16 protein-coding genes are annotated in these 19,936 nt (G+C 60.3%); 7 read left to right on the plus strand and 9 right to left on the minus strand.

Annotation, left to right across the window (positions count from 1 at the left end; translation table 11 throughout):
* Positions 1 to 239 precede the first annotated feature (239 nt).
* The 3 genes from ACZ0A4_RS25550 to ACZ0A4_RS25560 form a co-directional block, all read right to left on the minus strand.
* Positions 240 to 2,588 carry an FdhF/YdeP family oxidoreductase gene (locus tag ACZ0A4_RS25550; protein WP_463576776.1) on the minus strand — a complete coding sequence of 783 codons (2,349 nt, stop codon included), beginning with the start codon at positions 2,586 to 2,588 and terminating at the stop codon, positions 240 to 242.
* Positions 2,585 to 3,424, minus strand: coding sequence for a formate dehydrogenase accessory sulfurtransferase FdhD (gene fdhD, locus ACZ0A4_RS25555; protein ID WP_463576777.1), 840 nt, complete (start codon positions 3,422 to 3,424; stop codon positions 2,585 to 2,587). The genes ACZ0A4_RS25550 and fdhD overlap by 4 nt, the downstream gene beginning before the upstream one ends.
* A 92-nt stretch (positions 3,425 to 3,516) precedes the next feature.
* Positions 3,517 to 4,404, minus strand: a complete 888-nt coding sequence (locus tag ACZ0A4_RS25560; RefSeq protein ID WP_463576778.1) for a LysR family transcriptional regulator — start codon at positions 4,402 to 4,404, stop codon at positions 3,517 to 3,519.
* Positions 4,405 to 4,542: 138 nt separating this feature from the next.
* On the opposite strand from ACZ0A4_RS25560, the gene lysM reads away from it, so the two are divergent.
* Positions 4,543 to 4,983 carry a peptidoglycan-binding protein LysM gene (gene lysM / locus ACZ0A4_RS25565; RefSeq protein WP_463576779.1) on the plus strand — a complete coding sequence of 147 codons (441 nt, stop codon included), beginning with the start codon at positions 4,543 to 4,545 and terminating at the stop codon, positions 4,981 to 4,983.
* A 94-nt stretch (positions 4,984 to 5,077) separates the two neighbouring features.
* Here the strand turns inward: lysM and yrfG are convergent, their stop codons facing one another.
* A complete protein-coding gene (gene yrfG, locus ACZ0A4_RS25570; RefSeq protein WP_093429998.1) occupies positions 5,078 to 5,740 on the minus strand; it encodes a GMP/IMP nucleotidase in 663 nt (220 codons plus the stop codon).
* Between the two features lie 88 nt (positions 5,741 to 5,828).
* On the opposite strand from yrfG, the gene nudE reads away from it, so the two are divergent.
* Positions 5,829 to 6,395 (plus strand): ADP compounds hydrolase NudE, encoded by a 567-nt coding sequence (nudE, locus tag ACZ0A4_RS25575; RefSeq protein ID WP_077570256.1) that lies wholly within the window; start codon positions 5,829 to 5,831, stop codon positions 6,393 to 6,395.
* Between the two features lie 11 nt (positions 6,396 to 6,406).
* Entirely contained in the window at positions 6,407 to 7,234 is an 828-nt protein-coding gene (gene cysQ, locus ACZ0A4_RS25580; protein ID WP_463576780.1) for a 3'(2'),5'-bisphosphate nucleotidase CysQ, read from the plus strand.
* A 205-nt stretch (positions 7,235 to 7,439) separates the two neighbouring features.
* On the opposite strand, the gene ACZ0A4_RS25585 is transcribed toward cysQ, so the two are convergent.
* The 4 genes from ACZ0A4_RS25585 to rfbC are packed head-to-tail and all read right to left on the minus strand — an operon-like array spanning position 7,440 to position 11,667.
* A complete protein-coding gene (locus tag ACZ0A4_RS25585; protein WP_463556428.1) occupies positions 7,440 to 7,895 on the minus strand; it encodes a YiiD C-terminal domain-containing protein in 456 nt (151 codons plus the stop codon).
* Positions 7,892 to 9,274, minus strand: coding sequence for a sigma-54-dependent transcriptional regulator (locus ACZ0A4_RS25590; protein ID WP_463576781.1), 1,383 nt, complete (start codon positions 9,272 to 9,274; stop codon positions 7,892 to 7,894). Before ACZ0A4_RS25590 ends, ACZ0A4_RS25585 begins: the two co-directional genes overlap by 4 nt.
* Positions 9,271 to 11,079 carry a sensor histidine kinase gene (locus tag ACZ0A4_RS25595; protein ID WP_463576782.1) on the minus strand — a complete coding sequence of 603 codons (1,809 nt, stop codon included), beginning with the start codon at positions 11,077 to 11,079 and terminating at the stop codon, positions 9,271 to 9,273. The genes ACZ0A4_RS25590 and ACZ0A4_RS25595 overlap by 4 nt, the downstream gene beginning before the upstream one ends.
* 42 nt (positions 11,080 to 11,121) lie before the next feature.
* A complete protein-coding gene (rfbC, locus tag ACZ0A4_RS25600; protein WP_463576783.1) occupies positions 11,122 to 11,667 on the minus strand; it encodes a dTDP-4-dehydrorhamnose 3,5-epimerase in 546 nt (181 codons plus the stop codon).
* A gap of 166 nt (positions 11,668 to 11,833) precedes the next feature.
* On the opposite strand from rfbC, the gene ACZ0A4_RS25605 reads away from it, so the two are divergent.
* From ACZ0A4_RS25605 to ACZ0A4_RS25620, 4 genes are all read left to right on the plus strand, one after another.
* The gene (locus ACZ0A4_RS25605; protein ID WP_463576784.1) at positions 11,834 to 14,746 is read left to right on the plus strand and encodes an aminotransferase; all 2,913 of its coding nucleotides are present in this window, start codon (positions 11,834 to 11,836) and stop codon (positions 14,744 to 14,746) included.
* 246 nt (positions 14,747 to 14,992) lie between these two features.
* Positions 14,993 to 15,871: an N-carbamoylputrescine amidase gene (gene aguB, locus ACZ0A4_RS25610; protein ID WP_463576785.1), complete on the plus strand. Its 879-nt coding sequence runs from the start codon at positions 14,993 to 14,995 to the stop codon at positions 15,869 to 15,871.
* A gap of 5 nt (positions 15,872 to 15,876) precedes the next feature.
* Positions 15,877 to 16,983: an agmatine deiminase gene (gene aguA / locus ACZ0A4_RS25615; protein ID WP_463576786.1), complete on the plus strand. Its 1,107-nt coding sequence runs from the start codon at positions 15,877 to 15,879 to the stop codon at positions 16,981 to 16,983.
* A 246-nt stretch (positions 16,984 to 17,229) separates the two neighbouring features.
* Complete coding sequence (locus tag ACZ0A4_RS25620; protein ID WP_007909115.1) at positions 17,230 to 17,442, plus strand: hypothetical protein; 213 nt, start codon at positions 17,230 to 17,232, stop codon at positions 17,440 to 17,442.
* A 186-nt stretch (positions 17,443 to 17,628) separates the two neighbouring features.
* Here the strand turns inward: ACZ0A4_RS25620 and ACZ0A4_RS25625 are convergent, their stop codons facing one another.
* On the minus strand, positions 17,629 to 19,722 hold the full coding sequence (locus ACZ0A4_RS25625) for a TonB-dependent receptor (RefSeq protein ID WP_463576787.1): 2,094 nt from the start codon (positions 19,720 to 19,722) through the stop codon (positions 17,629 to 17,631).
* Positions 19,723 to 19,936 lie beyond the last annotated feature (214 nt).

Consider the following 19,936-nt stretch of genomic DNA (forward strand, 5'->3'; position numbering starts at 1 on the left):
AATTTTGCAAGTTACTGTTTTTTCACCGGAACTTAACCGATTTTCGCCGGTCTTTAGCTACTTCTGACAGGCCGCTTTTGTGAAAAAGCGGCCTTTTTTGTGGGCGTTTGAAAAGTGCGGGCTGGGAAGAAATGTATTGAATGTCCCACCGCCTTCGCGAGCAAGCTCGCTCCCACATTTGAACTGCATTCCAATGTGGGAGCGAGCCTGCTCGCGAAGGGGCTGATTCAAGCGCCGCGTTAAGCGGATTTGGCCATGATCAACCCGGTCTCACTCGCCGCTTCCAGTCGAATCGCAATGAACTTCGACGTTGGCGTATGGCTGCCATCCCCGGTGCTCTCCAGCGGCACCAGCGGATTCACTTCCGGGTAATACGCCGCCGCTTGCCCCGCCGGAATATCAAATGCCAGCAGTGTGAAGCCCTTCACTCGACGCTCACGGCCATCATCCCACAGCGAAACGATGTCAGCCTTTTGCCCCGGACGGAAGCCCAGACGAATGATGTCCGCCTCGTTGGCGAACAACACATCGCGCTGACCCTTGACCCCGCGATAACGGTCGTCGAGACCATAAATCGTCGTGTTGTACTGATCGTGGGAGCGCATCGATTGCAGGATCAGGTCTGGCAGTTGCCCGGTGGCGCGGGTGCGCTCGTGCACCAGATCTTTCGGCAGCATATTGGCGCGGAAATTGGCCCGGCCCGACGGCGTATTCCACTTGCGCGCGCCAGCGCTGTTGCCCAGGTAGAAACCGCCCGGGTTCTTGATCTTCTCGTTGAACTCTTTGAAGTTGGGAATGGTGTCGGCGATCAGTTCGCGGATGCGCCCGTAATCGGCCACCAGCCAGTTCCAGTCCACCGGTTTGCTGCCCAGCGTGGCGGCAGCGATGCCGGCGATGATCGACGGTTCGGAGCGCATCTGGTTCGACAGCGGCTGCAGCTGACCGTTGGAAGCGTGAACCATGCTGAACGAGTCTTCCACGGTGACCGCTTGCGGGCCTTCGGTCTGGATGTCGATGTCGGTACGACCCAGGCACGGCAGGATCAATGCGTCTTTGCCGTGAGCCAAGTGACTACGGTTGAGTTTGGTGCTGATCTGCACGGTCAGGTCGCAATTGCTCAGTGCTTCGAATGTGCGCGGGCTGTCCGGCGTGGCCTGGGCGAAGTTGCCGCCCAGACCGATAAAGACTTTAGCGCGGCCTTCAGCCATTGCGTGGATCGCTTCGACCACATTGTGGCCGTTGTGGCGCGGCACCTTGAACTGGAAGCGGCGTTCCAGCGAATCAAGGAACGCCACCGGCGGACGCTCGTTGATGCCCATCGTGCGGTCGCCCTGCACATTACTGTGGCCGCGCACCGGACACAGGCCGGCGCCCGGTTTGCCGATGTTGCCGCGCAGCAGCATCAGGTTGGCGATTTCCTGAATGGTCGGTACCGAATGGCGATGCTGGGTGATGCCCATTGCCCAGCACATGATCACGTTCTTGCCTTTGGCGTACATGCGCGCAGCTTGCTCGACCTCCACCAGGGTCAGGCCAGATTGCTCGACGATTTGCTCCCACGGCGTGTCATCGACCACGCCCAGGTACTCGAGCACGTTGGCGCTGTGGGCGTTGAGGAAGTCGTGATCGAACACGGCAGGTTCGCCCGCCTTCTGCGCGTCACGCTCCCACTGCAGAAGGAACTTGGCCATGCCGCGCAGCAGCGCCATGTCACCGCCCAGTGCTGGACGGAAGTAGGCGGTGTTGGTCGGCTTGTCACCGTTGGTGAGCATTTCGATCGGGTGTTGCGGGTGCTGGAAACGTTCTAGGCCGCGTTCCTTCAACGGGTTGATGCACACCACTTGCGCGCCGCGTTTCACCGCTTCACGCAGCGGTTCGAGCATGCGTGGGTGGTTGGTTCCGGGGTTCTGGCCCCAGACGAAAATCGCGTCGGCGTGTTCGAAATCGTCAAAGGTCACGGTGCCTTTGCCGACGCCAACGCTCTGCGCCAAGGCGACACCACTGGCTTCGTGGCACATGTTCGAGCAGTCAGGGAAGTTGTTGGTGCCGTAAGCGCGCACGAACAGCTGATAAAGATACGCCGCCTCGTTGCTGGCGCGACCCGAGGTGTAGAACTCGGCCAGGTCCGGGCTCGGCAGGCTTTGCAGGTGCTTGGCGATCAGGGTGTAGGCGTCGTCCCAACTGATCGGCTTGTAGCGATCGGTTTCGGCATCGTAGACCATCGGCTCGGTCAGGCGACCCTGATACTCGAGCCAGTAATCGCTCTGCTGCAGCAGCGAAGTGACGCTGTGCTTGGCGAAGAACTTGGCATCGACGCGGCGCTTGGTGGCTTCCCAGTTCACCGCTTTCGCGCCGTTCTCACAGAACTTGACCATGCCGCTTTCCGGCGAATCGCCCCACGCGCAACCCGGGCAGTCGAAGCCGCCGTTCTGGTTGGTCTTGAGCATCATGCGCAGGTTTTTCAGGGCGTTGTCGCTGGTCAACCAGGCCTGAGCCACGCTGATCAGGGCACCCCAGCCGCCGGCGGCACCTTTGTAAGGCTTGTAGCGCGGGACAGGTTTCTGGTCGGCTTGATGATGTTGGCTCACGCTTGATTCTCCATCGCGGGGCTATACACCCGCGGCGCACTTTTCTGCGGCAGGTGGATGAGATTGAGGTTGTGTCGACGGGCCCATTGCACGGCAAGGCCGGTGGGTGCGGACAGGCTGACCAAGGTCTGGATGCCGGCGCGCAAGACTTTCTGGATCAATTCGAGGCTGCAACGGCTGGTGACAATCGCCAGGCCGCCTTCTTTGGATATCTTTTGCCGGATCAGCCCGCCAATCAGCTTGTCAAGGGCGTTGTGCCGGCCGATGTCTTCGCGGCCGAGCAGCAATTCACCGCTGGCGTTCATGAATACCGCCGCGTGTACCGCACCGCAGTACTGACCCAAAGGCTGAAACGCACTGATGCGCTGACGCAAACCGTCGAGCCATTCAATCGGCGGCAATGGCGCACCGGGCAACACCTTCAGATCGGGCAGTGCCTGCTCGACCGCTTCAACGCCGCACAATCCGCAACCGCTGGTGCCCGCCATTTGCCGACGTTGCTGCTTGAGGTTCCAGAAGGCGCGATTGGCGATGGTCACTTGCGCGTATTGCGCCGAGCCGGCGCCTGTCAGTTGCAGGTCATAGATGTCGGTCGCGTCTTCGATGATGCCGCTGCCGAGGCTGAAGCCGACGATGAAGTCTTCCAGGTCGGTCGGTGTCACCAGCATCACCGCCTGACTGATGCCGTTGTAGGCGATCGCCAACGCGACTTCCTCGGCGAGCGCAGTGCTGGTCGATTCCTCGCGGGGTAAATCGCTGTAACTGTAAGTCTGGCTGGCGGCAGGCGCGGGCGTTTCAAGTGCAGGCGCCGCGCAGGCTGGGCGCTTGGCGTTCATGGCATCACCGACGGTTTGATCAACGTTAAGACTAGGCGCGGCAACTTGTCGCGTCTAATCGCTACTGTCGATCTATCGATAGATGCCGTCGATCAAGGGGCCGTTGGCGATTTCTGATACAGCGCGAAACAGGCCTCGGCCAACGCTGAACGCGGGGCACCGCGGCGCATGATCAGGCCCAGCGGCGCGAGGGTTTGAGCGTTTTCGATGGGTTGCAGGCGCAGGTGGTCAGTGAGTTTTTCCAGGCCGCCGTCGAGCGGCATGATCGCGCAGCAGAAACCGCCGTGTACCGCTTGTAACAATTGATGCACAGCGTCGGTTTGCAGCAAGGGTTGCGGGGTCAGGCTGCGGCTGTGGAAGTTGTGGTCGATGGACTGGCGAAAATGCATGCCGCTGGTGAGCATGCCCAGCGGCAGTTCGATCAGCGATTCCCAGCTCAACGGTGCGTCACCGAAGGTAAAGGTTCGCTGGTCGTATAAAAGACCCATGCGGGTTTCGTTGAAGGCCAGTGATTCGAAGCGTTCGTGATCCAGTCGGTCGAGATAAGAAACCCCGATGTCGATTCGGTTGTTCGCTAGATGCTCAAGAATTTGCTCGGAGCTTAGCGCTGACATTTCAAAACGCAGGTTCGGGTGTGCGGCATGCAGGCGTTGCATCACCGGCAGCGGATCGAAACTCGACAGCGGCACCACGCCCAGTCGCAGCGTGCCGATCAGATTGCCGCGACACGCCGCTGCTTCCGCGTGCAAACCGTCATAGGCCGCCATCACCGAACGTGCCCACGCCAGCACGCGCTCGCCCGGCGCGGTGAAACCTTCGAAACGCTGGCCACGGTTGACCAGCGGCAGGTCGAGTTCTTCTTCGAGGCTGCGCAGGCGCATCGACAGGGTTGGCTGGGTGATGTGGCAACGCGCGGCGGCCTGGCCGAAGTGGCGGGTTTCGTCGAGGGCGATGAGGAATTTCAGCTGCTTGATGTCCATCTTCGCTCCGGGCGCTGGCAGGGTTGGGGGATTCTACCGCTTGCGCGGTGGCAGGGTCATTGGTCGGCTTGGAACCGGGTTTGTCTGCGGTGGTCTAGGCTTGGACGACTGAACCTTTATTCCATGGAGAGAACCACGATGAGCCTTTTTAGTTTTGTTAAAGAAGCCGGTGAGAAGTTGATCGATCTGCTGACCCCGGGCAACGCCAATGCCAGTGAGCAGTTGAAGGAACACATCAGCAAGGTCGGCCTGGGCAATCCGAATGTGCAGGCAACGGTGGATGGCGACAAGGTGACCGTCACCGGTGAAGTCGCGAGTCAGGAAGAGAAAGAAAAGATTTTGCTGGCGGTGGGCAATATTGCCGGGGTTGGCAGCGTGGATGATCAGATCACCGTGACCGGCCCGGTGGTGGCTGCAGCAAAATTTGTCGTGGTGAAAAAAGGCGACACCCTCAGCGCGATTTCCCTCGCTGTGTATGGCAACGCCAACCAGTACAACAAGATCTTCGAGGCCAACAAACCGCTGCTGTCGCATCCGGACAAAATCTATCCAGGGCAGACACTGCGTATTCCTGAGTAACACGTCGGAGCGCCGCCCGGAGCAGGCTCGCTCCCACATTGGACCGCATTCCAAATGTGGGAGCGAGCCTGCTCGCGAATGGAACAACTCGGTATCAAAGCCCGGCAATCAAATCCCGATAATCCTCAACCGCCGCAAACTCAGCCGTGTCCTTGGGTCCCTTGCGGCTGTCCGGCTCTTTCACCGCCAGCAAATGCGCCACACCAAAGTCCCGCGCACTGCGCAGAATCGGCAGCGTATCGTCGATAAACAGACTGCGCGCCGGATCAAATCCGATATCCGCCTGCAAGGCATCCCAGAATTGCGGGTTCTCCTTGGGAAAACCGTAATCGTGGGAGCTGATCAGCCGCTCAAAATACGGCGCCAGCTCAATCCGTTCCAGCTTCAGAGACAGTGAGTCGCGGTGTGCATTGGTGATCATGATCACCCGTTTGCCGGCGCGTTTGATCGCCGCCAGAAACGTATCGGCATCCGGGCGCAGGGCAATCAGGTGCGCGGTTTCCTGTTTCAACTCACGCACCGACAACTTCAACTCGGCACTCCAGAAATCCAGGCAGTACCACTGCAACTGGCCGGCATGGCGTTCGAACAGCGGTTGCAATTCCATCTCGGCCATGGCCCGGCTGACCCCGTGCAGTTCGGCGTAGCGCTGCGGCAGGTGTTCCAGCCAGAAATGATTGTCGAAGTGCAGATCCAGCAGCGTGCCGTCCATGTCGAGCAGAACGGTATCGATGTCGGACCACGGTAATGAAGGCATGGCAACGTCTCGAACGGTAGAAAGATATCCGACATAAACAATCGGGAAAGCCGCGTTATAGTAGCGCGTTCACGCCAAGGAGCTTTGCATGCGCCAGAAACCCACCGTACTTGCCCGCGAGATCGTCGCCACCAGTCGCCTGTTTTGCGTCGAAGAACTCAAGCTGCGCTTTTCCAACGGCGTGGAACGCACGTATGAGCGTCTGGTCGGCAAAGGTGCGGGTTACGGCGCGGTCATGATTGTGGCAATGCTGGATGCCGAACACGCGGTGTTGGTCGAAGAGTATTGCGGCGGCACTGATGAATACGAGTTGTCCCTGCCCAAAGGTTTGATCGAACCGGGCGAGGATGTGTTGGCAGCGGCCGAACGTGAACTCAAGGAAGAGGCCGGTTTTGGCGCGCGGCAACTGGAACATCTGACCGAGCTGTCGCTGTCGCCCGGTTACATGAGCCAGAAAATTCAGGTGGTCCTGGCCACTGACTTGTACGAAGAACGTTTGGAAGGTGATGAGCCTGAGCCGATGCGTGTCGATAAAGTGAACCTGCGCGAACTGTCGTCGCTGGCGCTTAATCCTCAATTCTCTGAAGGTCGCGCCCTGGCTGCACTGTATCTGACCCGCGATCTGCTGACCCAACGCGGGTTCTTTCCAGCATGAGTGAGATATCGATGAAGTTTCCCCACCCGTTGATGGCGCCGGTCGTTGAGCTGGCATTGCAGGCAGGCGAGGCGATTTTGCCGTTCTGGCGTGTTGGCGTTGAGGTCACGGCCAAGTCCGATGATTCGCCGGTGACGGCGGCGGATCTGGCCGCGCATCACCTGATCGTCGCCGGGCTGACGGCGCTGGATCCGAGCATTCCGGTGTTATCGGAAGAGGACGCCAACATCCCTCAGGACGTGCGCGCCGGCTGGCAGCGCTGGTGGTTGGTAGATCCGCTGGATGGCACCAAGGAGTTCATCAGCGGCAGTGAAGAGTTCACGGTCAACATCGCGCTGATCGAAAACGGTCGGGTGGTGTTTGGCGTGGTGTCGATGCCGACCAATGGTCGTTTTTACGTTGGCGGCGCCGGGCTTGGCGCATGGCGCTGCGACAAGGACGGCACGCCGGTTGCGATTCAGGTGCGTGATGTGCCAGGGGCGGGAGAGGCGTTTACCGTGGTGGCCAGCCGTCGGCATTCGAGTCCCGAGCAGGAGCGCTTGCTGGCAGGGTTGAGTGCGAGTCTGGGCGAGTTGCAATTGGCGAATATTGGCAGCTCGCTGAAATTCTGCCTGCTGGCTGAAGGCGCGGCGGATTGCTATCCGCGCCTGGCGCCGACTTCGCAGTGGGACACGGCGGCGGCGCAAGGTGTGCTGGAAGGGGCTGGCGGTGAGGTGTTGGATCTGCGCGGGGAAGCGTTCTGCTATCCGGCGCGGGAATCGCTGTTGAACGAGTTCTTTTTGGCGCTGCCTGCGAAGGCGGCCTGGCGTTCCAGATTGTTGGAGTTGGCTCGGGGTTAAGTGGGCTGATCCGCAATCCCCCTCACCCCAGCCCTCTCCCCCAGGAGAGGGAGCCGATCGAGGGATATTGGAAAGCAGCGCTGACCTGGTCGAGGTTTGCTGAATCCATAATCGCTGCGATCTTTCAGGTCGATGCACAACGCAAGACACCTCGGTCAGTCCCCTCTCCCTCCAGGAGAGGGTTAGGGTGAGGGTTTTTTGATCTTCAGCGGTGCAAAACGTACTGGCCGGTAAACCTCACTGCATCCTCATCGCTACCCGCATTGACGATCCGCGTATTCAACGTCAACCGCGCCCGCCCATAACGCTGATACATCGCCAGAAACTTCTTCCACACCTTCGCATCAGGCGCTGGGCAAATCGCCGTGGCATCGCCAGTAACTGGCAGCGGGTAACTGATCTGCCCCTCCTGAATCACGATGTGTCCGTCGGCGATGCCTTCTTCCTTCAAACGCAAATGCAACCAGCCCCAACCGGCCAGCACCGCGCCACAGTAAAGGCTGCCGCCGAACATGGTGCTCTTGTGATTGACGTTCGGCTCAAGTGGCAAATGCAGACTCAACTGCTGTTCATGCCAGTCGAGCACTTTGAGGCCCATGTCCCGTGTCAGCGGGATGTCGTGATGCAGGACCGACTCCAGATAGCGAGTGTCTGTGCTCATTCGTTCTCGTCCCCATGGCTGCTGTCGCCGAAGTTGAGACCATGCTTGCGCAATTTGTCATGCAGAGTCTTGCGCGGAATACCCAAGGCTTCGGCGAGGCTGCGCACCGAACTGTGCGAGCGCGCCAGTTCGGCGGCGATCAACGACTTCTCGAAGTTTTCCACCTGCTCGCTGAGCCCGCCATTGATAACCTCGACCGTGGTGCTTCCATTGCCTTCGCCAGCGTTATCCAGCGCCAGTTCCAGGCCGAGGGCGAAACGTTCGGCGGCATTCTGCAGTTCGCGCACGTTGCCCGGCCAGGTGTGGCGCAGCAGCAAGGCGCGTTGTGCCGGTTGCAGTTCGTGGGGCGGCAGTCCGTGGCGGGCGCTGGCTTCATCGGCGTAATGCTGGAACAGCACCAGCGCATCTTCGCCACGTTCGCGCAGCGGCGGAATGCGCAGTGGCGCAACATTGAGGCGGTAATACAGGTCGGCGCGGAAGCGGCCCTGATCGGCAGCCTGACGCAGGTCTTCCTTGGTCGCGGCAATCACGCGGATGTCCAGCGGGATCAGTTGATTACCGCCCAGACGCTCGACCACGCGCTCTTGCAGCATGCGCAGCAACTTCACCTGCACGTCCATGCTCATGCTTTCGATTTCATCGAGAAACAGCGTGCCGCCATTGGCGAATTCGAATTTGCCGATCCGGCGTTTTTGCGCACCGGTGAACGCGCCGGGTTCGTGGCCGAACAGTTCGCTTTCCACCACCGACTCGGCCAGTGCGCCGGCGTTGATCGCCACGAACGGGCCGTTACGGCGGCTGGATAAATCGTGCAGTGCGCGGGCGACGACTTCTTTGCCGGCACCGGTCTCGCCGAGGATCAGCACATCAGCCTTGGTCGCGGCCAGCGCGCCGATCTGTTCACGCAGGCGCAGCATCGGCGTCGAATGGCCGACCAGTCGTGCACTCAATTCGTTGCGGTCGCTGAGGGCCAGACGCAGGCTGCGGTTGTCCAGCACCAGTCGGCGCAGGGCCAGCGCGCGACGCACGCTGTCGAGCAGCGCATCGCTGGCGAAAGGTTTTTCGAGAAAGTCATAAGCGCCGGCGCGCATGGCCTGCACCGCCAGCGGCACGTCGCCGTGGCCGGTGATCAGCAGCACGGGCAGCTCAGGGTCCTGGGCATGCAATTCGCTCAACAATTCGAGGCCATCCATGCCCGGCATGCGGATATCGCTGACCACCACACCCGGCCAGTCACGCTCCAGCTGTGCGGCCAGACCCTTGGCTTCGGACAGCGGCAGAATTTTCAGGCCGGCCAGATCCAGGGTCTGGCCGAGGGCCTGACGCAGGTGCGGATCGTCGTCGATCAACACCACCTGAATGCGATTGTCGATGGTCATGTACTTCGATCCTCGGACGGTTGCAGGCTGACCCCGGGCGCACCGGCGCGCAGCCGCAGGGTAATCAAGGCGCCACCTTGCTTGTGGTTGGCGAACGACAGTTCACCGCCGAAGGCGCGCATCAGCGTTTCACAAATGGCCAGCCCCAGACCAAGGCCCTGCGTGCGGGTCTTGGTGGTGTAAAAGGGCTCGCTGGCGCGGCCAAGGGCTTCCATGCAAAAGCCCGGGCCGTTGTCGCGAATGTACAGATTGACGCCCTCGGCGGTGGATTCGGCACTCAGCCAGAGTTTGCGCGGCGGACCTTTCTCGGTGAGCGCGTCGAGGGCATTGGCGAGCAGATTGCCAAGCACCTGACGCAGGCGCGTTTCCCCGGCCTCGACCCACAGCGTGGCGGCGGGTAGATCGCGGATCAGCTCGACTTCCATGCTCCGGCGCCGTTTGGCCAGCAGTGCCAAGGCATCGTCGAGCGCCGGTTGCAGGGCAACGCTTTCCGGCGCGTGGCGATCACGGCGGGCAAAGGCGCGCAGGTGGGCGATGATCGAGGCCATGCGCCCGGTCAGTTCGCTGATCAGTTTGAGGTTGCCGCGTGCATCGTCGGTGCGTTGATGATCGAGCAGTACTTCGGCGTTTTCCGCGTAGCTGCGGATCGCCGCCAGCGGCTGATTGAGTTCGTGGCTGATGCTCGCTGACATGGTCCCCAGCGCCGACAGCTTGCCGGCCTGGACCAAATCATCCTGGGCGCGCACCAGCTCCTGCTGGGCCTGTTCACGTTCCAGCACCTCCTCCTTCAAACGCCGGTTGAGGCCTTCGAGGTCGCTGGTGCGCTCGGCGACGCGGCCTTCCAGTTCGCGGCGTGCCTTTGCCTCGAACGCGATGCGTTCCAGATAATGGCGACGGCGCTGCATCATCAGACCGAGCAACAACATCACCACCAACAGCGTGGCGCCGCCGATGGCCACTACGGTTCGCACCGGACGGTCGATCAGCGTGCGCGGGGCAAGGATACTCACGCTCCAGCCGGTTTCGGCGATGTCGTGGGTCTGGATCAGCCACGCGCTGGGGCTGAGGTTCAATGGGCGCGGCTCGCGGGTCGGGTAGGGCTGGATGGCGGTGATCGCTGAGCGTTCGCCGTCGCTCAAGTCGCGGGTCGAGCGAAAGCGCCATTCCGGACGCGAGGTGAGGATGACCACGCCGTTGTGGTCGGTCACCAGCAGTTGTTCCGGGGTTTTACCCCACAGGCTTTCGGTGTGGTCGAGGTCAACCTTGATCACCAGCACGCCGATGATTTTTTCGCCGTTACGCACGGCGGCGGCAAAGAAATAACCGCGTTTGGCAGACGTTGTACCGAGACCGAAGAAGCGCCCGAGGCGTCCGGCCATGGCTTCACTGAAATACGGCCGGAAGGAGAAATTGCGGCCGACAAAACTGTCGTGCTTGTCCCAGTTCGACGCCGCCAGCGTCTGACCGCTGGTGTCCATCAGGTACATGACTTCGGCGCCGGTCTGCGCGGCAATGTTCTTCAGCAGGCGATTGGCATTGCCTTGGCTGACGCCGTCGTCCGGCGCGCCGAGTACCGCACGCAGCGCCGGCAGATCGCCAAGGATTTGCGGCAGCACTTCATAGCGGTGCAGGGTGCCCAGCAGGTTGGCAACGTACAGGTCGAGGGTCTGGCGGTTTTGTCCGGCCAGTTCACTGCGGTAATAGCGCTCGGCAAGATGTTCCAGCGGCCACAGCAGCGGCGCCAGACACAGGGCCAGCAGGGCGAGGCTGCGCCAGCGGGGTCTGCGGGGGAGGGTTGGTTTCATGAGCCGGATGCGCCTGTAGTGACAGGCGCATTATGCCCGGCCTCAGGCGAAGACGTCTGCGTCCTTGAGCAGGGCTGCGGCTTGATCCTTGGCGGACAGCTTCGGCGCTTCGTCCAGCTGCCAGTCGATGCCCAGAGCGGGGTCATCCCAGCGAATGCTGCGCTCGGACGATGGATCGTAGTAGTTGGTGGTCTTGTAGAGGAATTCGGCGAACTCGCTCAGCACCACGAAACCATGGGCGAAACCTTCCGGCACCCACAGTTGACGATGATTGTCGGCAGTAAGACGTACCGCTACGGATTTGCCGAAATGCGGCGAGCTGCGGCGAATGTCCACGGCCACATCCAATACTTCGCCAACCGTCACACGGACCAGTTTGCCCTGGGTGTTTTGCAACTGGTAATGCAGGCCGCGCAATACGCCTTTTTGCGAGCGCGAGTGGTTGTCCTGAACGAATTGCGTGTCCAGACCGGTGGCGTCCTGAAACGCCTTGGCATTGAAACTCTCGTAGAAAAAACCGCGCTCGTCACCAAACACCTTCGGTTCGATGATCAGGACACCGGGCAGGTCGGTGGTGATTACATTCATGGGGATTTCCATAGACAGGTGTGAATGGTCGACATTCTTGCGCAAAGTGCCGAAGGGTGCGAGTGCTGGAAGACAAATAGCCCGGATGCCTTTACGCGGTTGGGGGTTGCGGATACAGCGCAGCAATGGCGATATAGGCGCCTAATAAAATTTCAGGGGTCGTTTCATGCCGCTCGCCACGTTGATTCATCGCGCCAGTTTGCCCAGCCCGCAGGTATCTACCGAGCAGGCCCGGCAATGGCTGGCGGAGCATTACGGCCTCAGCGGCACGTTGCAGGCCCTTGGCAGTCAGCAGGATCTGAATTTTCGCGTCGACAGTCCGCGCGGGCGCTTTGTGCTGAAAATCTGTCGTGGCGATTACGCCTTGGTGGAGCTGCAAGCCCAGCATGCCGGCCTCAAGTACCTGGCCGAGCACGCGGCGGTGACGGTACCGCGGGTGATCGCGGCCAATAACGGCCAGGATCTGCTGTCACTGGAGGTCGGGGGCGAAGCCGTCCATGTGCGACTGCTGGATTACATCGAGGGCCAGCCGCTCACGCATTTCGATCACTTGGGACGCGACGTTGTAGCGGGGTTCGGCCGGCTCTGCGGTGAGATGGATCTGGCGCTGGCCGGGTTCGACCATCCGGGCCTTGAGCGCACGTTGCAGTGGGATGCCCGCCACGCCAGTGCACTGATCAGCCATCTGCTGCCGGTGATCAAGGATGAGCAACAACGCACATTGATTGCCGATGCGGCCGAACAGGCCGAGCGCCGTTTGCAGCCGTTGCAGGGCAAGCTGCCGGTACAGGCGATCCACATGGATATCACCGATGACAATGCCGTCTGGGCGCGCGATGTCCAGCGTCATTGGCAGTTGCAGGGCGTGATCGACTTTGGCGATCTGGTGCGCACCTGGCGCATCACCGATCTGTCGGTGACCTGTGCAGCGTTGCTGCATCACGCCGGTGGTGATCCGTTTGTCATATTGCCGGCGGTTCAGGCGTATCACGCGGTCAACCCGCTGCAAAACGAAGAGCTGCAAGCGCTGTGGCCATTGATCGTCGCGCGTGCGGCGGTGCTGGTACTCAGTGGCGAGCAGCAGGTCAGCATCGACCCCGCGAATACTTACAGCCGCGACAATCTCACCCATGAGTGGGAGATCTTCCGCGTGGCCACTTCGGTGCCGCAGGCACTGATGGAAGCGGCGATCCTCACGGCCGTCGGTCACGCATTGCCGGCGATCGACAGCGAAGGTTTTGCGCCCTTGCTGCCCGGTCTGGTCGGTTGCGAATTTGCGCTGATTGATCTTGGTGTCCTGAGTCCGCATTTCGATGCCGGCAACTGGGAACAGCAGGGTATCGATCAGCGCCTGCTGACTGAAGCTGCTGCAGTGCATGGTCTGGCGGCGAGTCGTTACGGTCAGTACCGTTTGTCGCGCACTCGTCCGGACAGTGCCGTAGAGCCGGACACATTTCCGCTGCACGTGGAATTGCGCGTGCCCGATGCCGCCACCGTGGAGGCGCCGTTCGCTGGCGTCGTGCATCAGGCGGCAGACGGTGTGCTGCAACTGGATGGCCCGCAACTCAGCCTGCGGCTGTGGGGCGTGACACCTTCGCTGCACAGCGGCGCGGCGCTGGTCAAAGGTCAGGTACTGGGCGCGGTCAGCGGCCCGTTGCGGGTGCAGTTGTGCCGTGGCGCGCAACTCAATGCGCCGTTGTTTTGCACCCCTGCGCATGCAGCCGCGTGGCAGGCCCTGTGCCCGTCGCCAGCGGCGCTGTTAGGACTGGCCTGTGATGCCGAGCCGGAGCTGGATGGTAAAACCCTGCTGGAACGGCGCGACGCCAGTTTTGCCCGCACGCAAAAACACTACTACGCCGATCCGCCGCGAATCGAACGCGGCTGGCGCAATCACCTGATCGACATGCAGGGCCGTTCCTATCTGGACATGCTCAACAACGTAGCAGTGCTCGGTCACGGCCACCCGCGCATGGCGGCGGTCGCTGCGCGGCAGTGGTCGCTGCTCAACACTAACTCGCGGTTCAACTATGCGGCGGTAGCGGAGTTTTCCGAGCGCTTGCTGAAACTGGCGCCGCAGGGCATGGATCGGGTGTTTCTGGTCAACAGCGGCAGCGAGGCCAATGACCTGGCAATACGTCTGGCCTGGGCCTACAGCGGCGGGCGCGACATGATCAGTGTGCTTGAGGCCTATCACGGTTGGACGGTCGGTGCCGATGCGGTTTCGACCTCGATTGCCGACAACCCGAAAGCCTTGGAAAGCCGCCCGGACTGGGTGCATCCGGTGTCTGCGCCAAACACCTATCGCGGTGAATTCCGTGGCCTCGATTCGGCGCCGGATTACGTGCGCAGCGTTGAGCATCATTTGGAAACGCTCGCCGAACAGAAGCGCCAACTGGCCGGATTCATCTGCGAACCGGTGTATGGCAATGCCGGCGGCATTTCGCTGCCGCCGGGATATTTGAAACAGGTGTACGGGTTGGTACGCGCGCAGGGCGGCGTATGCATCGCCGACGAAGTGCAGGTTGGTTACGGGCGCATGGGTCACTTCTTCTGGGGTTTTGAAGAGCAGGGCGTGGTGCCGGACATCATCTGCATGGCCAAGGGCATGGGCAACGGTCAACCGCTGGGCGCGGTTATCACCCGCCGGGAAATCGCCGAGGCGCTAGAGGCAGAAGGTTACTTTTTCTCCTCGGCGGGTGGCAGTCCGGTGAGTTGCCAGATCGGCATGGCGGTGCTCGATGTCATGGAAGAAGAAAAGCTCTGGGAGAACGCGCAAGTGGTCGGTGGCCACTTCAAGGCGCGGCTCGAAGCGTTGGCCGATAAACATCCGCTGGTGGGCGCAGTGCACGGTTCAGGGTTCTATCTCGGACTTGAGCTGATCCGCAATCGCGAGACGCTGCAACCGGCGACCGAAGAGACGGCGTTGCTCTGCGATCGCTTGCGTGAGCTGGGGATTTTCATGCAGCCGACCGGTGATGATCTGAACATTCTCAAGATCAAACCGCCGATGGTGACGTCGCGCCAGAGTGTGGATTTCTTTGTCGATATGCTCGACCGAGTTCTCAGCGAAGGTCTGTAAGCCCTCACCCGAACCCCTGTGGGAGCGAGCAAGCTCACTCCCACATTTTTTCTTGAGTTGTTAATTCGATTTGTATCGGCTTTTGTTGGGTGTATTTAGACGAAATGCTATTTTACAGCTTCTAAGGTCGATATTTATCGGTTATAAAGTCGCCATTGCTCCGGCATGGCGATCTCATGTCCGGTGCGCGCGTTTTTCTTTTCGGTCGAATTCTCGGCCGTCAAAGCACTTGCCCGGAGATGATTCATGAGCCGTATCGTTACCGTTGCCGCCACTCAGATGGCCTGTTCCTGGGATCTTGAAGCCAACCTCGAAATCGCTGAAAGGCTGGTGCGTGAAGCCGCCGCCAAAGGCGCGCAGATCATCCTGATCCAGGAGCTGTTCGAGGCGCCGTACTTCTGCCAGAAGCCAAACCCGGACTTCCTGCAACTGGCGACGACGGCGGAAGAAAACGTCGCGATCAAACATTTCCAGAAAATCGCCAAAGAGCTGCAAGTGGTGCTGCCGATCAGCTTCTACGAACTGGCCGGCCGCGCGCGTTTCAACAGCATCGCGATCATCGACGCCGACGGCAGCAACCTCGGGATTTATCGTAAAAGCCACATCCCGGATGGCCCGGGCTACCACGAGAAGTATTACTTCAACCCGGGCGACACCGGTTTCAAAGTGTGGAACACCCGTTACGCGAAGATCGGCGTGGGCATCTGCTGGGATCAGTGGTTCCCGGAAGCCGCACGCAGCATGGCGTTGCAAGGCGCGGAAATCCTCTTTTATCCAACCGCAATCGGCAGCGAGCCGCACGACAAGACCATCTCGTCGCGCGATCACTGGCAGCGTGTGCAGCAGGGCCATGCCGGCGCCAACCTGATGCCGCTGATCGCCAGCAACCGCATCGGCAACGAAGAACAGGACGGCTACGACATTACGTTCTACGGCTCTTCGTTCATCGCCGACCAGTTCGGCGAAAAAGTGCAGGAGCTGAATAAAACCGAACAAGGTATTCTTGTGCACACTTTCAACCTCGACGAGCTCGAACACATTCGCAGCGCGTGGGGTTCATTCCGTGACCGCCGTCCGAACCTGTACGGCGCGTTGAAAACCCTCGACGGTTCCCTGGAGTCCTGATCCCGATGACCACCTTGAAAAGTACCCCGCGCGCCGACGGCTTTCACATGCCGGCCGAGTGGGCGCCGCAAACGCAGACCTGGATGATCTGGCCTGAGCGCCCGGACAACTGGCGTCTGGGCGGCAAACCGGCGCAAGCCGCACACGCAGCGGTGGCCAAAGCCATCGCGCGTTTTGAACCGGTGACCGTTGCCGTTTCCGCTGGCCAATACGAAAACGCCCGCGCGCGCCTCGACGTGCCGAATATCCGCGTGGTCGAGATGTCCAGCGATGACGCCTGGGTACGCGACAGCGGCCCGACCTTCGTCATCAACAACAGCGGCGAAGTGCGCGGTGTGAACTGGGACTTCAACGCCTGGGGTGGCTTCGACGGCGGTCTGTACTCGCCGTGGAACCGTGATTCGCAGGTCGGCGGCAAGATCCTCGAGATCGAGCGCAGCCCGCGTTACCGCACTGAAGGCTTCGTGCTTGAAGGCGGTTCGATTCACGTCGACGGCGAAGGCACGCTGATCACCACCGAAGAATGCCTGCTCAACCGCAATCGCAACCCGCACCTGGGCCGCGAAGAAATTGAAGCGGTGCTCAGCGCCAATTTGGCTGTGGATAAGATCATCTGGCTGCCGGACGGTTTGTTCAACGACGAAACCGACGGCCATGTGGATAACTTCTGCTGCTACGTGCGTCCGGGTGAAGTGCTGCTGGCATGGACCGATGATCCGCAAGATCCGAACTACCCGCGCTGCCAGGCGGCGATGAACGTGCTGCAAAACAGCACCGATGCCAAGGGTCGCCCGTTCACGGTGCATAAAATGCCGATTCCGGGGCCGCTGTACGCGACCGAAGAAGAGTGCGCTGGTGTCGATCCGGTGAACGGCACGCAGGAGCGCAATCCGTCTGTGCGCCTGGCTGGCTCCTACGTGAACTTCCTGATCGTCAATGGCGGCATCATCGCGCCGAGCTTCGACGATCCGATGGATGCGCCGGCAAAAGAGATTTTGCAGAAGCTGTTCCCGCAGCACGAAGTGGTGCTGGTGCCGGGCCGCGAACTGTTACTGGGTGGCGGCAATATCCACTGCCTTACCCAGCAGCAGCCGGCACCGCACAAAGAGTGAGTTGAGTCGTAACAGCTTGAGTTGATTAATAAATCAGCCGGGTAATGATTAGCTCGCTATGCATCAACCGAGGCCCGCACTCCGACAGGATGGCGGGCTTCTTTGTATCCACTTGTCGACAACAGAGAAACATTGGCATAGCTCTTGTATTCATCACCCGTGCACTAGGGAGGGGGAAGAACTTCAACAGTTCTGTCATAAACCTTGGATAACGTAGCCGCTCATGAACGGGGAGAGAGCGCTGAAATGAACGCCGAAGTGAACGTAGTCAGCGAGCGGACGTTGCATCCCATGGCCGTTAACGGCGAATCGCTCCAGATTGTCGCGCACTGGTTGAAGTCCAATGGAACGCGTCAGATCAGGGAACCTGATCCGCGCCGGACGATGATCGAGCGTTACCCCGCTGGCCTGTTCAGCGAGGCCGAACTGGATGCGTTGTGGGCTGTGATGGAAGGATAAGAAGAACAACAGGGATTGGTCAAAGCGCTGCCGGGATGGCGGCGCTTTTTTATTCGCGATTATTTTGTACGCACCCGTTCACAGTGGGAGCGAGCTAGCTCGCGAAAGCGTCCGGTCAGTCGACATCGTCGTTGAATGACCCTCCGCATTCGCGAGCAAGCTCGCTCCCGCAGGTTTGGTGTGCAATCAGAAACTGTAGGTGCCGGTCATCACGACGCTGCGTGGCGCACCCGGCTGGATCTGATACTGGCTGGTGGCCGACGCGTAGTACTCACGATCAGTGATGTTGTTCAGTGCCGCGCGCAAGTCCCAATCCTTCAAGCGGTAACCGACCAGCGCATCCCAGCGACCATAACCCGGCAACACCGTGGTGTTGGCGTTATCGGCATAACGCTGGCCAACCAGGGTCAGCCCGGTTTCGCCGTACCAGCCCATTTCCGGTTTCCAGGTCAGGAACAGGCTGCCGTTGTGCTTGGCAACGTTGTTGATGCGTTTGCCTTCCAGGCCGTTGTTGTCCTTCTCGATCTTCGCGTCCTGCATGCCGACGCCACCGCGCATGTACCAGTTGCCGACGATGTTGCCGGTGGCGGTCAACTCGATCCCGCGCGAGCGCTGCAGACCGGACATCACGGTCAGGGTCGGGTCGTTCGGATCAGTGGTGCGGCGGTTGTAGAGTTCCAGGTCATAGATCGCCAGCGTGGTGCTCAAGCGGTCATCGAGCCAGTCACTCTTCACGCCAATCTCTTTTTGCTTGGTCAACTCGGGACTCAGGTCGTTGGTATTGCCAGTCGCACCCGGAGTGATGCCGATCAAGCCACCACCCACTGGCGAAAAGGTCTTCGACCACGAGGCGTAGAACGAATGGTTCTGCAGCGGCGTCCAGACCAGGCCCACGCGCGGACTGGTGCTGTGGCTATCACGGTCTTCGGAAATGTTGCGCAGCTTGTTGGTCGATTCGATATCGAAGGTGTCGTAGCGCAGACCGCCGAGCAATTGCCACTGATCATTCAGGCGTAGTTGATCCTGCACGTACACCGCACGGCTTTCGACTTCGGTGTGGCTGCTGCTGGAAACCTGCATGCTGCCGGTGTGGCGCAGATCGCGGTTCGGGTTGTACAGGTCGAGTGCCGGTACCGGCTGCGCGCCCGGCGTTCTGCCGGTGGCGGCGTTATACAGCGTCGGATCGCGGCGCTGACTGCCGATCTCCACGCCGGTCAGCAGACGATGTTCAAGGCCGAAGGTATCGAATCCGCCCTCCAGTTCAACATTGTTATAGACGTTGCGAGTGGTCAGATCCTGCTGCCAGTGCTGGCGCGTAACTTTGTTGGTCGCTGGCGTGTAACCGGTGAGGTAGGTGTTGTCGAAATCACTGTCGAGCTTGAACACGCCGAGGGTCTGGCGCAGTTGCCAGTTGTCGTTGATTTCGTAAGTGAGTTTCGAGCGCAAGGACTGCGACTTGTCATCGATAAAATCGTGATCGTTGCCGTAGGTGGTGTCACGACCGACATCGGCTGGGCGCCCGTTGACGCCGGGAATACCACGATCCGGGGTGCGGTTGTAGCGGCTGTATTCGTATTGCACCAGCCAGTTCAGGTCCGGCGTCAGTTGCCAGCTCATCGACGGCGCGAACAGTTGGCGATTGCCGCTGACGCCATCACGGAAGCTGTTTTCATCCATGTTGCCCATGTTCAGGCGCAGGCTGATGTTTTCGCTCGGGTCAGTACTGAGGTCGGCGTAAAGACTGCGCAAATCTTCGCTGCCACCCTGGGCTTCGATGGTCGAGCGACGGCCGAACTCCGGCATTTTGCTCACGCGATTGACGATCCCGCCCTGACTGCCACGGCCGTACAACACGGCGGCCGGGCCTTTAAGGACTTCGACGCGTTCGATGTTGTGCAGATCGCGTTTGTATTGGCTGTCGTCGCGGATGCCGTCGAGATAGAAATCGTTGCTGGCATCGAAGCCGCGAATGCGCAGGCTGTCGAAGCGGGTGTCGGCGCTGCTGCTGACGTTGGGCATGCCGCTCAAGGCGTCGGCGATGTCGTTGGTGCCGTAGTTGGCGACGTTCGAGGTCTTGATCGAATCAATGGCCTGCGGCACATAACGCACGGGCGTTGAGGTGCGGGTCGCGGTGCTGCTGAGCTTCACCCGTGGGTCATCGGCTTGCGCTTCGGCGCTGATCGCGGTGGCAGGTAACTCGGTCGCGGAGTAGGCAAAACCGCTGGACAGAAAAGCAGAAAGCCCAAGAGTGACGGGCGTAAGACGGAACGGGGCAGGCATTGAACAGCGCATCCGAAAGGGTGGAAGAATTCGATCGCGCGAATGGTAATGCTTTGCATTTACTTCCGTTAATTATTCCTTATAAGTTCCCCTGTCTGATTGTTTCAATTTGTGTCCGCATCGACACAATCTGACCGGTCGGCCAATTCGACCGATTCATGAAACAGACTGAAAGCCTTTCCAGCATTTTTCCGCATGAGTGCAGGGACTAATC

Source organism: Pseudomonas sp. AC172 (assembly GCF_979258595.1).